The sequence below is a fragment of the Zobellella denitrificans genome (assembly GCF_002237365.1).
GTDB classification, from domain to species: Bacteria; Pseudomonadota; Gammaproteobacteria; order Enterobacterales; family Aeromonadaceae; genus Oceanimonas; species Oceanimonas denitrificans.
In genome coordinates, this window is record NZ_NMUO01000106.1 from 1 (window position 1) to 12,585 (window position 12,585).

The following is a 12,585-nucleotide window of genomic DNA, read 5'->3' on the forward strand; positions in this document are numbered from 1 at the left end:
GCTGGGGCTGCTGCACGGCAGCCAGTTGAGCCCACTCGGGCGGCGGGTCTGGCAATTGGGGGCCGAACCCTGGCTGGGCCAGTTGCTGCTCACCGCCCTCGACTGGCAAGGGCAGGGCCGGGAAGGCGCCCTGGCCGATGCCGTCTACCTGGTGGCCCTGCTGGAGGAAGGGCGGCTGGAGGACGGTCCCCTGTCGGGGCAGCTGCTGGCCCGGCAGGGACGGCTGAAACCGGCGGCCGAGCGCTGGTTCCGCCGGTTGGAGCAGCCAGTAACCGTGCCGGGCGGCCACTACCTGGGGCTGCTGCTGGCCAACGCCCGGCCGGAGTGGCTGGGGCTGTTGCGCCAGCAGGGCCGCTACGGCCTGGCCGGCGGACTGAGTGCCGACCTGCCCCAGGGCAGCCCCCTGCTCGGCAAGCCCATGCTGGCGGTGGCGGCCCTGGGCCGCGGCGAACGGGGCGTCTTTATCCAGGGGGCCGAGCCGGTGGCGGAAGAGCAGTTGCGCCGCTACCTGCCGACGCGCTTCGAGGAGCGCGAGCACCTGCAGTGGGATGCCGAGGCCAACCGGGTGCGGGCCGAGCGCCAGTGGTGTTTCGGCAGGCTGGTGCTGCGGCGCAGCCCCCTCGGCGAGGTCAGCCCCGGGCAGCGTGCCCGCTGCCTGCTGGAAGAGCTGGTGCGCCGGGGCTGGGCGGCACTGCCGCTGGATGAGGAGGCGCGCCAGTACTGGCTCAGATTGAAACTGGCCGGACAGAAGCTGGCCGACTGCGGCTTCGAGCCCTGCGATGAGGCCCGGTGGCTGGCCGAGGCCGAGCACTGGCTGCTGCCTTATCTGACGGGGCTCGGGCGCTGGGAGGAACTGGGCCGGCTGAACTGGCTCGGCATATTTAAGAGCCGGCTGGACTGGTCACGGCAGCAATTGCTGGATACCCTGCTACCCGGCCACCTCGAGCTGGCCACCGGCACCCGGGCCGCCATCCGTTACCGGGAAGAAGACGATCCCGTGCTGCCGGTGCGGCTGCAGGAGATGTTCGGCCAGTCGGCCACGCCCGAGCTGGCGCGCGGTCGGGTGCCGCTGGTGCTGGAACTGCTGTCGCCGGCGCGGCGTCCGCTGCAGATTACCCGGGATCTGGCCGCCTTCTGGGCCGGCTCCTACCAGGATGTGAAAAAAGAGATGAAGGGGCGTTACCCCAAACACGTGTGGCCCGAGGATCCCGCCAACACGGCGCCGACCCGGCACACCAAGAGGCAGATGAAAGACTGATATGGCAACCCGAAAACGCAAGTCGACCAAAAAGCCGGTCAAACGGCGCCGCTCCTGGCTGGGCTGGGGCCTGTTGTTCAAGCTCGGCCTGGTCATGGCCGTGCTGCTGGGCATCTTCGGCATCTACCTGGACAGCCAGGTGCGGGAGCGCTTCGAGGGCCAGAAGTGGGCCCTGCCCGCCCTGGTCTACAGCCGGCCGCTGGAGTTGTTTCCGGGGCAGAAGCTGTCCCACCAGCAGATGCTGCGTGAGCTGCAGCTGCTGAATTACCGCAAGGTGGCCAGCCCCGGCCGGCCCGGCGAGTACGCGGTGACCAACAACCGCATCGAGATCCACCGCCGGCCCTTCAATTTCGCCGACGGCGCCGAGGCGGCTCGCGCCATTCTGCTGACCTTCGACGGCCAGCGGCTGGTGCGGATGCAGAACCCGGCCAACGGCCGGGAACTGGGCTATGCCCGCATGGATCCGGTGCTGCTCGACCGGCTCAACGTGGAACAGCGGGAAGACCGGTTGCTGGTGCGGCTGGATCAGGTGCCCGAACTGCTGGTGACCACCCTGTTGACGGTGGAAGACCGGGATTTCTATCAGCATGACGGGGTCTCGCCCCTGGCGATCCTGCGTGCCCTGGTGGTCAACCTCAAGGCCGGTCGCACCGTGCAGGGGGGCAGCACCCTGACCCAGCAGCTGGCCAAAAACTTCTTCCTGACCCAGGATCGCAGCCTGTGGCGCAAGGTGCAGGAAGCTTATATGGCGCTGATCATCGACTTCCGCTACGAGAAGGACGAGATCCTCGAAGCTTACCTCAACGAGGTCTACCTCGGCCAGAACGGGGCCCAGGGGGTGTATGGCTTCGGCCTGGCCAGCTACTTCTATTTCGGCCTGCCCCTGAACGAGCTCAACCCGGATCAGATCGCCCTGCTGGTGGCTCTGGTGAAGGGACCTTCCTTCTACGATCCCTGGCGCAACCCGGAGCGGGCCCAGGAGCGGCGTGATCTGGTGCTGCGCCTGCTGGCCAACGAAGGCCATATCGATCGGGCCACCTACGAGCAGTCCAGCAGCAGGGCGCTGGGGCTTATCGAGCGCGGACGCATGGGCTACGGCCGCACCCCGGCCTTCATGGGGCTGCTGCGCCAGGAGCTGCGCGAGCGTTTCGGCGCCGACTTCCTGCGGCAGAACGGGCTCAAGATCTTCAGCAGTCTGGATCCCATCGCCCAGCATAGTGCCGAACAGGCGGTGGTGGAGCAGGTGAAGCAACTCAGGGCCAACACCAAGCGCAACGATCTGGAAGCGGCGGTGGTGGTATCCAACTGGCGCAAGGGGGAAGTCAGTGCCGTGGTCGGCGGGGCCGACCCCAGCTTTGCCGGTTTCAACCGGGCCCTGGCGGCCCGCCGCCCCATCGGCTCCCTGATCAAGCCGCCGGTGTTCGCCGAGGCCCTGGCCAACGGCTACACCCTGGCGACGCCGCTCAAGGACGAGCCCATCAGCCTGCGCAGCGACGCCGGGCAGGTATGGCGCCCCAACAACTACGACCGTCAGTTCCGCGGCCAGGTGATGTTCTATGACGCCCTGGCCAAGTCCCTGAACGTGCCTACCGTCAACTTGGGCATGGCCATCGGCCTCGACAAGGTAGTCGACGGCCTCAAGCGGCTGGGGGTGCAACAGCCTATCCAGGCCTATCCGTCGTTGTTGCTCGGTACCCTGGAGCTGACGCCCATGGAAGTGAACCAGCTGTACCTGACCCTGGCCAACCAGGGGCTGTACCAGCCGCTCACCTCCATCCGCGCTATCCAGGACGAGCACGGCGAGCTGCTCTACCAGCATGAGGCCAGGGCGGTGCGGGTGCTGGAGCCGGAGGCCGGCTACCTGACGTTATACGCCATGACCAAGGTGGTGGGTGGCGGCACCGCGGCCCACCTGGCGGCCCGCTTCCCCAACCGAGTGATGGCGGGCAAAACCGGTACCACCAACGATCTGCGGGATACCTGGTACGCGGGCCTGGACAACGAGGAGCTGGTCAGCGTCTGGGTCGGGCGTGACGACAACGGGGTGACCGGCCTGACCGGCGCCAGCGGCGCCCTGCGGGTCTACAGCCGCTACCTGGACGGACGCGGCGTCGATTCCCTGGAGCTGACGGCGCCCGCCGGTATCGATCAGGTCAATTTCGCGGTACGCGACGGCCAGCCCGCGGATCCGCGCTGCGAGCAGACCCGGCTGCTGCCGGCCAAGGCCGCCGGCCTGCCGGGCATTCGCGACTGCCGGCCGGTGGTGCCGGTGCAGCAGCCCCAGCGGCCGTCGTCCGGCGAGCCGATCAGCGACTGGCTGAGGGACATTTTCAATTTCGCCCGCTGAGGCAGGGTGAAAGCCTCCATCTCTGTATATGCTCAATAGTATGGAGATGGAGGAGCTTCCCATGTTTTCTTTTCATCATGTCACCCTGAGCGTGCGTGACCTGTCCGTGGCCGAAGGGTTCTACAAGGGACTGGGATTCGAGCCGGTCTATCGCTGGCAGGACGCCGAAGGCCGCCTGCAGATCTGTCATTTACGCCTGGGGCAGGCCCTGCTGGAGCTCTACTGTTTCCGTCCGGAGGATGAAGCCGAACTGCCCAGCTTTCCCCCCTGGGCCAATGGTTTCCGCCTGGGGCTGCGCCACTTCGCCCTGCAGGTGGACGATCTGGACCGGGCCCTCAGCTCGCTGCACGGCGCCGGCATGCTCACCGACAAGCCCTCCCCGGTGAAGGGACAGACCTGCTCCCGCTATGTGTTCATTCTGGATCCGGACGGCAACAGCGTGGAATTACTGGAAGGGCCGCTGGTGGAGATCCAGCGGCCGGAGTAGGGCAGGTTCGCCCCGGGCGGGTCAGCCTTTCAGGGCGGCGAAGGCCCGATCGGCGGCGGCCAGGGTATGGGCCAGTTCCTTGTCGCCGTGGGCCAGGGACATGAAGCCGGCCTCGAAGGCGCTGGGGGCCAGGTAGACGCCCTCTTCCAGCATCAGGTGGAAGAAACGCTTGAACGCCGCCAGATCGCAGCGGGTGACCTGCTCGTAGCGGCTGATCTCCTTCTCCCCGGTAAAGAAGAAGCCGAACATGGCGCCCACCCGGGTGGTGGTGAAGGGGATGCCGTGCCTGTCGGCCGCCGCCTGCAGTCCTTCCACCAGGGTCCGGGTCTTCTGCTCCAGGGCCTCGTACACGCCCGGCTGGCTGATGGCGTTCAGGGTGGCCAGGCCGGCGGCCATGGCCACCGGGTTGCCGGACAGGGTGCCGGCCTGGTAGACGGGCCCGGTCGGTGCCAGATGTTCCATCACCTCACGACGGCCGCCGAAGGCGCCCACCGGCATGCCGCCACCGATGATCTTGCCGAGGGTGGTGAGGTCTGGTTTTACCCCGTAGCGCGCCTGAGCACCGCCCAGGGCGGCGCGGAAGCCGCACATCACCTCGTCGAAGATCAGCAGGGCGCCGTACTGGTCACAGAGGGTGCGCAGGCCTTCGAGGAAGCCGGGCGCCGGCGGGATGCAGTTCATGTTGCCGGCCACCGGCTCCACTATGATGCAGGCGATGTCCGCGGGAGCGGCCTCGAAGGCGGCCTTGACCGAGCCCAGATCGTTGAAGGTGCAGGTCAGGGTGTGCTTGGCGAAGTCGGCCGGCACCCCCGGCGAGTTGGGTTGGCCCAGGGTCAGGGCACCGGAACCGGCCTTGACCAGCAGACAGTCGGCGTGGCCGTGGTAGCAGCCCTCGAACTTGAGGATCTTGTCCCGGCCGGTAAAGCCACGGGCCAGACGGATGGCGCTCATGGTGGCCTCGGTGCCGGAGTTGACCATGCGCACCTGCTCCATGGAGGGCACCAGCCGGGTCACCATTTCCGCCATGGTCACTTCCACGCCGGTGGGGGCGCCGTAGCTCAGGCCGCGGGAAACCGCCTCGATGACGGCGTCGCGCACCGCGGGGGCGTTGTGACCCAGGATCATGGGACCCCAGGAGCCGATATAATCAACGTAGGCCTTGCCGTCCACGTCGAAGAGGTAGGCACCGTCGGCCCGCTCGATAAAGCGCGGGGTGCCGCCCACGCCGTTGAAGGCGCGGACCGGGGAGTTGACGCCGCCGGGGATCACCCGGCGGGCTTGGGCAAACAAATCGTCGGACTTGGACATGTCGGTATCCTTTGAATGGGTCAGAGGTGGCGCTGGGCCGGGGTGGCCCGACTATAGCAAAAAGCGGGCGGGGCGAGAATGGCAGTCCCTTTGTGCTGGCGCCGCCGGCACGGCTTTGGCACAATCCGCCGCTGTCTCGATGGGGAGTCGTCCATGAACAAACCGCTCGATCGCCGTATCCTGATTGCCTCCCTGGGGGTAAACCTGCTGTTGCTGGCGGTGGCCGGCTACCTGGGGCTGGGATACCGGGAACTGGATAGCCGCCTGGCCCAGAGTCAGTTGCAGGCGGAACGCAGCCGCCAGGAATTGCTGGCGCTGCGGGTCGACCTGCAGGCCCTGCTGAGCGCCGAAAGCAGCCAGTTGGCCCAGCTGGAGCAGCAGTCCCGGCAACTGGCGGAGCAGGCCCAGCAACTGGCGCTGTATCGCCAGGTGCTGGCGCCGGACGAAGGCCCCGAGCTGCTGCTGGCGCAGGAGGACATAGCGGCCCAGGCGGAGCCCGGGTTGTTCGGCTATCGTCTGGTGTTGCTGCAGCCGGGCTCGGGCGGCAGCAGGGTGACGGGGCAGGCCCGGCTGCAGGTGCGGGCGGTGCAGGACGGACGGGCCCTGATACTGAATGACGAGGCCCTGGGCGCGGCGCCGGTGACCCTGGATTTCCGCCATTTCCAGGTGCTTTCCGGCCAGTTGCGGCTGCCCCCCGGGGCCCGGGCCCAGACCCTGGAGGTAAGGCTGGAGCTTGAGGGCGACCGCCGGCGAACCTTGAGCCTGACCTGGCCCATTCCGGACAATACTTGAACTGTTTACTCGGGTATTGGATAATTTTGGGCGATAACCAACCCGAGAGGTAGTGATGAGTGATGCAGTCCCCTTGCCGATCCAGATGAGCGATTCGGCAGCCAACAAGATCAAGGCCCTGATATCCGAAGAGGAAAATCCCGAGCTCAAGCTCAGGGTCTACATCACCGGCGGTGGTTGTTCCGGCTTTCAGTACGGCTTTACCTTCGATGAGAAAACCAACGACGGCGACACCGTGATCGAAAAGAACGGCGTCATCATGGTGGTGGACGCCATGAGCCTGCAGTACCTGGTGGGCGGCACCGTCGATTATGTCGAGGGACTGGAAGGCTCCCGCTTCCTGGTCACCAATCCCAACGCCACCAGCACCTGCGGCTGCGGCTCCTCCTTCAGCGTGTAAGGCATCCCATGTCCCTGTTCGACTGGCTCAAGGGAGCCGACAACGAAGGCGCGCCGGCGCCGGTGGTGGACTCGGCCGAGCGGCTGGCGCTCTACCAGAAGGCCTGGTGCCCCTACTGCCAGCGGGTGAAGGCGGTCATCGCCGAGCTGGGCCTCGACATCGCCGAATACGACACCAACGATCCGGAGCACCTGCAGGCGCTGCTGGCGGGCGGTGGCCAGCGCATGGTGCCCTGTTTGCGCATCGAGTTCGAGCCGGGGCGCTATTACTGGCTGTACGAGTCCATGGACATCATCGCCTACCTGCGCCGCCACTTCGGAGAGCGCGCATGAGCGACTTCCGGTTGCATCCGCAGCTGGCGGCGGATTGCGTGGTGTTGGGGGAGCTACCCCTCTGCCTGGTGCTGCTGGCCAAAGACGGCCGCTATCCCTGGCTGATACTGGTGCCGAAGCGGGCCGATATCCGGGAAATCCACCGGCTGGACGAGGCGGAACAACGGCAGTTGATGCGGGAGTCCTGTGCCCTGGCCCGGTTGATGGAAACCGAGCTGGCGGCCGACAAGATGAATATCGCCGCTCTCGGCAATATGGTGCCCCAGCTGCATCTGCACCATGTGGCCCGTTTCACCACCGACGATGCCTGGCCCGGGCCTGTCTGGGGCAGGCATCCGGCCTTGCCCTATCCGGATCCCGGCGCCGAAGCCGAACGCTGGCGCCGGCGACTGGCCGGCCTCGAAGGCTTTTCCGCCGCGGAATAGCTCCCGGTAAGGCGAGGGCCAAGCACCGCCGCGGTTGAACCGGGGGCGGCGCCTGGCCCCCGGTTTATTTTTCCAGGGGAATGACCAGCAGGTCGCAGTTGATGTTCTCGACAAGCTGGTGGGCCACGGACGAGTTCTGGCGGAACAGATGGTGCTCGTGGCCGCAGATCAGCAAGTCCGCGTCGCAAAGCCGCACCGCCTCGCAAATCTGTTCCACCAGGTCACCGCTGATCAGTATCTGCTTCTCCAGGGGGTAGTCCACGGACGCCAGCATCTGCTCCAGCTCCCGCTTGGCGGCGAGCAGCGGCTTGTCCTCCAGCTCATGGGTGAACACTTCGTACATCTGGTTGTACAGGCTCTGCATCTTGAGGTTGACGTGCACGATCGACAGCTTGGCCTGGTTGGCCTTGGCGCGGGCGACGGCCTTGTCCAGCACCTTCTGGTAATTGGGGGACAGGTCGATGGTGACGAGAATATGCTGATATCCACTCATTATTGATACTCTTATTCCATTAGTGAGTTTGGTGTCCGCCGGAGAAAGGCGGTGGCAAGGCGCTGCCGGGGCGGCGCAATCAATAGGCGCCTCGGCCCCTTGCACCCGGCCAATATAGCAGTGGCGCACGGTGGAAAACTCGTACCAGCGCACAGTTTTCAGATAAATTTTTATTTGAAGATATTTTATGGGAAGGAAAATGACCCGACGGCACCGAAGAGACCGTCGGGCTTTTGCTACTGCCTGGCCAGCATCACCTCGCTGACCCGGTCGAGCTGGGTCAGCAACTGCTCGGCCCTAGGCTTGAAGCGGGCCAGCTCCGTCCTGGACAGTATGGCCGCCTGGGGCAGCTTGACGGTCTTGGGATCCTGGTGCACGCCGTTGACCAGGAATTCGTAGTGCAGGTGGGGCCCCGTTACCCGGCCGGTGGCGCCGACGGTGCCGATCTGCTGCTCCTGCTGTACCCTTTCCCCCTTCTTGACCATGCGCTGGTGCAGATGCAGGTACTTGGTGAGGTAGGTGCCGTCGTGGCGTATCACCACATAGTTGCCGTTGAACTGGTTGTAGCCCGATTCCACCACCACGCCGCTGCCCGCCGCCACCACCGGGGTGCCGGTGCGGGCGGCGTAGTCGATGCCCCTGTGGGCCTTGATCTGGCCGGTGACCGGATGCAGGCGGCGCGGGTTGAAGTTGGAGCTGATGTGGCTGAAGTTCACCGGTGCCCGCAGGAAGCTCTTGCGCATGGCCCGGCCTTCGGGGGAATAGTAGTTGCCGTCGTCGTGGCGCACGGCCCGGTAGACCTTGCCCTGATTGATGAACTCGGCGGCCAGGATACCGCCGGTGTCCACGTGGATACCGTCCTTGTAGCGTTGCTCGTAGAGCACCGCGAAACGATCCCCGGCGCGGATATCCAGGGCGAAGTCCAGGTCCCAGGCGAACATGGCCGCCAGGCTCAGGATCTGGCCCGGGTTCAGGCCGGCTCCGATGCCGGCGTTCCAGAAATTGGAGTTGACCTCGGCCTGGGCGTACTGGGTCCTGTGCTCCAGCTCGGCGCTGATGATGCGGCTGTGCAAGCTGTCGCCGGTCTGCCTGATCTCCAGGGTGCGGGCGGCGTCCAGCGGGTAGCTCAAGGCCTTGAACTGGCCTCGCTTGTCGAGGAAAAAGGTCAGTCGTTCGCCGGGGTGGATCTTCTTCAGTTGATCGGCGTCGGCTCCCAACTGGCTGATGTCGTGCAGCAGGCTCGAGGACAGTCCGTTGCGGGCAAAGATGGACGACAGGGTGTCGCCGGCGCTGATGCGCACCACCAGCTCCCGGGCATGCAGGCTGTCGTCGGCGAGGGGGCGATCTTCCACCTCCAGGGGCAGGGGCTGGCGCGCTTGCGTCACCGGCCGTTCGGCCTGGTCGCGGCTGGCCAGGGCCGATTCGGTCGGCGCCATGGCCAGCAACGCCATGGCGGTGCTCAGGGCGCCGATGGCGATCTGGTGGCCGCGGGGCAAGAGTTTGAATATTCTGATTACGGGCATGCTGTGCTCTTCCCTGAATTCCGCGGGGATTTTACAAGCTTTCCAATTTCTCCGCCATTCCAGTAATATGCCTTCCTTGATTTGTTTGGGTCGTCCTTGATAGCTGTCGTGATGGCGCCGCGGCGCTTTGCCCTGTTCCGGTAAAGCGGATCGCCCGCCGGATCGGTGGAGCCCCCGCCGGCAGTTATTCGGGCTTACAGCACAGGAGTATAGTCGTCATGTCCCAGCTGGAAGCGGCATTAGCGGAAATAAAGCGTGGTGCCGAAGAGATACTGGTTGAAGAAGAACTGGTCGCAAAACTGAAGGAAGGCCGTCCGCTGCGGATCAAGCTGGGCATGGATCCCACGGCGCCGGATATCCATCTGGGGCACACCGTTATTCTGAACAAGCTGCGTCAGTTTCAGGATCTGGGCCATGAGGTCTTGCTGCTTATCGGTGACTTCACCGCCCAGGTCGGGGATCCCAGTGGCAAGAACAGCACCCGCCCGCCGCTGACCCCGGAGCAGGTGGCGGACAACGCCAAGACCTACGCCGAGCAGGCCTTCAAGGTGCTGGACCCGCACAAGACCCAGATCGTCTACAACTCCAGCTGGCTGGGCGAACTGGGTGCCACCGGCATGATCAAGCTTGCTTCCAAGCTGACGGTGGCCCGCATGCTGGAACGGGACGACTTCAAGAAGCGCTACAACTCCGGTCAGTCCATCGCCATCCACGAATTCATGTACCCGCTGCTGCAGGGCTACGATTCGGTGGCGCTGAAGGCGGACGTGGAGCTGGGCGGCACCGATCAGAAGTTCAACCTGCTGATGGGCCGCGAGCTGCAGAAGGACGCGGGCCAGTCGCCCCAGGTGGTGCTGACCATGCCGCTGCTGGAAGGGCTCGATGGCGTCAAGAAGATGTCCAAGTCCGCCGGCAACTACATAGGGGTGGACGAGGCACCGGAGCAGATGTTCGGCAAGATCATGTCCCTGTCCGACGAGCTGATGTGGCGCTACTTCGAACTGCTGTCCCGCCGCAGCCTGGAAGAACTGGCCGAGCTGCGCCGGCAGGTGGCCGAAGGTGCCAACCCGCGCGACATCAAGATACTGCTGGCCAAGGAGATCATCACCCGCTACCACAGCGAGGCGGCGGCCGAGCAGGCGCATCAGGATTTTGTGCTGCGCTTCCAGAAGAACGCCATTCCCGAGGACCTGCCGGAGGTGACCCTGCAGGCGGGGGTTGAGGGCATTGCCATTGCCAACCTGCTGAAGGACGCCGGCCTGGTGGATTCCACCTCCGAAGCGCTGCGCATGATCAGGCAGGGGGCGGTCAAGGTGGACGGCGACAAGCTGGACGACGGCAAGCTGCTGGTACAGCCCGGCCAGGCCGTATACCAGGTGGGCAAGCGCAAGTTCGCCCGGGTGACCGTTGCCTGAGTAGGGTGCCGGGACTGATAAGCCGAAACAGGGCAGGCCCATGGGCCTGCCCTGTTGTTTTTTTGGGGTGAGTCCTCAGCCCTTACTCTTTTCCCTCAGCGGGTCAGCGAGAAGGCCGGCAGCGACAGGTGCCAGCGGATGGCGGCCACTCGCAGGGCGAAGGTGCCCAGCATGCCAGCCAGGGTGGCCAGCAAGGGGGTGACGCCCAGGGCCAGGGTGCCGGTATAGAGAATACCCCCCAGGATGCAGGCGGTGGCGTAGATTTCCCGCTGCAGCACCATGGGCACCTCCCGGGCCAGCACGTCGCGGATCATGCCGCCGGCCACCCCGGTGATGACCCCCATCACCACCGCCACCATGCCCGAGGTACCGTGGGCCAGGGCCTTTTCGGTGCCGATCACGGTAAAGAGCGCCAGGCCGAAGGCATCGGCCAGGGGCAGTATGTACCAGGGCAGTCGCCGTGGCAGCCGGGCGAGGTACTGGCCCAGCAGGGCGGTGGCCAGTATCACCCACAGATAGGTGGTGTCCGCCACCCAGAACACCTGCTCGGCGCCGATGATCAGATCCCGGATGGTGCCGCCGCCGATGGCGGTCACCGCCGCCAGCACTATCACGCCAAAGCCGTCCATGCGCAGCCGGCCCGCCACCAGCACGCCGGAAAAGGCGAACACGGCGGTGCCGAACAAATCACTCCAGTAAAATACCGCATCGACCAGGGGCAGCATGGCTCTCTATCTCGCAGAAAAGGGGCGCATTGTATAGAGGCGCCCCGTCGAACACAATCACCCTCATTCTGCCCGGGCCCGGTCCAGTTGCCGGCACAGCTGGCGGATGCCTTCGGGAGTACGGGGGGTGAAACGGTGCAGCAGGTCTGCGTCCACCGTCAGCAGGCGCTCCCCCTGCACCGCCCGCAGGGCGGGCCATTGGCGCCAGAGGGCCAGTTCCTGCTCGTTCGAGGCCAGTATCACTTCGGGATCCCGGGCCAGCACGAACTCGGCGTTCAACTGGGGGTAAGGGGCGGGGCTGTCGGCCATGACGTTGACCCCGCCGCACAGGCGGATCGCCTGGCCCATCCAGGTGCCGTCGTTGACCGACATCAGCGGGGCCGAGCCCAACTGGTAGAACACCGACACCGGTCGGACGCCCTGGTAGCGTTGCGCCAGCGCGTCCAGCTGCTGCAGGTAATGCGCCGCTACCGCCCTGGCCTGCCGCCGCTGGCCGGTCAGGGCTCCCAGATAGATCAGTTCCTCGGCCAGATCCTGCAGCCGCAGCGGTTCGGAATAGGCCACCGGTATACCGAGGCGGAGCAGCGGTTGCACCTGCACCTGCTGGGCGCTGCGCCAGGCCAGCACCAGATCCGGCTGCAGCGCCAGTATCCGCTCCAGGTTGAGAGAGCGGTAATTGGCGATCCGGGGCAGGGCCAGGGCAGCGGGCGGATAGTCGCTGGCCTCGTCGACGGCGACGACCCGGGGGCCGGCACCGATGGCGAACAGCATCTCGGTGATATGGGGGCTCAGGCTGACGATGCGGCGGGCCGGCTCGGCGGCCTGGACGGCGCCGCACAGCATGAACAGCAGTAACAACCTAGCCATGGTAGAGGGGAACCAGCAGCCAGGCCCAGGCCAGGGACAGCCAGAACAGCAGGGCGATCGCCAGCCGGCCCAGCAGGGCCCGCACCTGAGCCTCGCTGAGGTATTGCTTGCTGCCGAGCTTGGGGTAGTACTCGGTGGCGTCGCTGTAGCGGCGGGGCCCGCCCAGGGTGGCGGGCGAGCCAGTTGCTCACCGTGCGGTGGAGGCGCAGAGGG

The 12,585-nt window shown here is 65.8% G+C and carries 13 protein-coding genes; 8 read left to right on the forward strand and 5 right to left on the reverse strand.

Annotated features, from left to right (window positions below; genetic code table 11):
- From CGX12_RS16920 to CGX12_RS16930, 3 genes are all read left to right on the forward strand, one after another.
- On the forward strand, positions 1–1,258 hold a 1,258-nt coding region (locus CGX12_RS16920; RefSeq protein WP_303396184.1), incomplete at its 5' end, for an ATP-dependent helicase C-terminal domain-containing protein.
- 1 nt (position 1,259) lies between these two features.
- A complete protein-coding gene (mrcB, locus tag CGX12_RS16925) occupies positions 1,260–3,605 on the forward strand; it encodes a penicillin-binding protein 1B (RefSeq protein ID WP_094041020.1) in 2,346 nt (781 codons plus the stop codon).
- Positions 3,606–3,666: 61 nt separating this feature from the next.
- A complete protein-coding gene (locus tag CGX12_RS16930) occupies positions 3,667–4,092 on the forward strand; it encodes a VOC family protein (protein ID WP_094041021.1) in 426 nt (141 codons plus the stop codon).
- A 21-nt stretch (positions 4,093–4,113) separates the two neighbouring features.
- Here CGX12_RS16930 and hemL read toward each other — a convergent pair whose 3' ends face one another.
- Positions 4,114–5,400 carry a glutamate-1-semialdehyde 2,1-aminomutase gene (gene hemL / locus CGX12_RS16935; protein WP_094041022.1) on the reverse strand — a complete coding sequence of 429 codons (1,287 nt, stop codon included), beginning with the start codon at positions 5,398–5,400 and terminating at the stop codon, positions 4,114–4,116.
- A 153-nt stretch (positions 5,401–5,553) separates the two neighbouring features.
- Here hemL and CGX12_RS16940 point away from each other — a divergent pair, with 153 nt between their 5' ends.
- The 4 genes from CGX12_RS16940 to CGX12_RS16955 are packed head-to-tail and all read left to right on the forward strand — an operon-like array spanning position 5,554 to position 7,349.
- Positions 5,554–6,192 (forward strand): DUF6776 family protein, encoded by a 639-nt coding sequence (locus CGX12_RS16940; RefSeq protein ID WP_094041023.1) that lies wholly within the window; start codon positions 5,554–5,556, stop codon positions 6,190–6,192.
- A 55-nt stretch (positions 6,193–6,247) separates the two neighbouring features.
- Positions 6,248–6,592 (forward strand): iron-sulfur cluster insertion protein ErpA, encoded by a 345-nt coding sequence (erpA, locus tag CGX12_RS16945; protein ID WP_094041024.1) that lies wholly within the window; start codon positions 6,248–6,250, stop codon positions 6,590–6,592.
- A gap of 8 nt (positions 6,593–6,600) precedes the next feature.
- A complete protein-coding gene (locus tag CGX12_RS16950) occupies positions 6,601–6,924 on the forward strand; it encodes a glutaredoxin family protein (protein ID WP_094041025.1) in 324 nt (107 codons plus the stop codon).
- Complete coding sequence (locus CGX12_RS16955) at positions 6,921–7,349, forward strand: HIT domain-containing protein (RefSeq protein ID WP_094041026.1); 429 nt, start codon at positions 6,921–6,923, stop codon at positions 7,347–7,349. The genes CGX12_RS16950 and CGX12_RS16955 overlap by 4 nt, the downstream gene beginning before the upstream one ends.
- A gap of 64 nt (positions 7,350–7,413) precedes the next feature.
- Here the strand turns inward: CGX12_RS16955 and CGX12_RS16960 are convergent, their stop codons facing one another.
- Positions 7,414–7,842: a universal stress protein gene (locus CGX12_RS16960; protein ID WP_094041027.1), complete on the reverse strand. Its 429-nt coding sequence runs from the start codon at positions 7,840–7,842 to the stop codon at positions 7,414–7,416.
- 236 nt (positions 7,843–8,078) lie between these two features.
- Positions 8,079–9,365 (reverse strand): peptidoglycan DD-metalloendopeptidase family protein, encoded by a 1,287-nt coding sequence (locus CGX12_RS16965; RefSeq protein ID WP_094041028.1) that lies wholly within the window; start codon positions 9,363–9,365, stop codon positions 8,079–8,081.
- Between the two features lie 218 nt (positions 9,366–9,583).
- Between CGX12_RS16965 and tyrS the strand changes: the two genes are divergently transcribed.
- Entirely contained in the window at positions 9,584–10,780 is a 1,197-nt protein-coding gene (tyrS, locus tag CGX12_RS16970) for a tyrosine--tRNA ligase (RefSeq protein ID WP_094041029.1), read from the forward strand.
- Positions 10,781–10,875: 95 nt separating this feature from the next.
- Here tyrS and CGX12_RS16975 read toward each other — a convergent pair whose 3' ends face one another.
- Both CGX12_RS16975 and CGX12_RS16980 read right to left on the reverse strand, forming a co-directional pair.
- Positions 10,876–11,505 carry a trimeric intracellular cation channel family protein gene (locus CGX12_RS16975; RefSeq protein WP_094041030.1) on the reverse strand — a complete coding sequence of 210 codons (630 nt, stop codon included), beginning with the start codon at positions 11,503–11,505 and terminating at the stop codon, positions 10,876–10,878.
- 63 nt (positions 11,506–11,568) lie between these two features.
- On the reverse strand, positions 11,569–12,372 hold the full coding sequence (locus CGX12_RS16980; RefSeq protein WP_094041031.1) for a cobalamin-binding protein: 804 nt from the start codon (positions 12,370–12,372) through the stop codon (positions 11,569–11,571).
- Between the last annotated feature and the right edge of the window lie 213 nt (positions 12,373–12,585).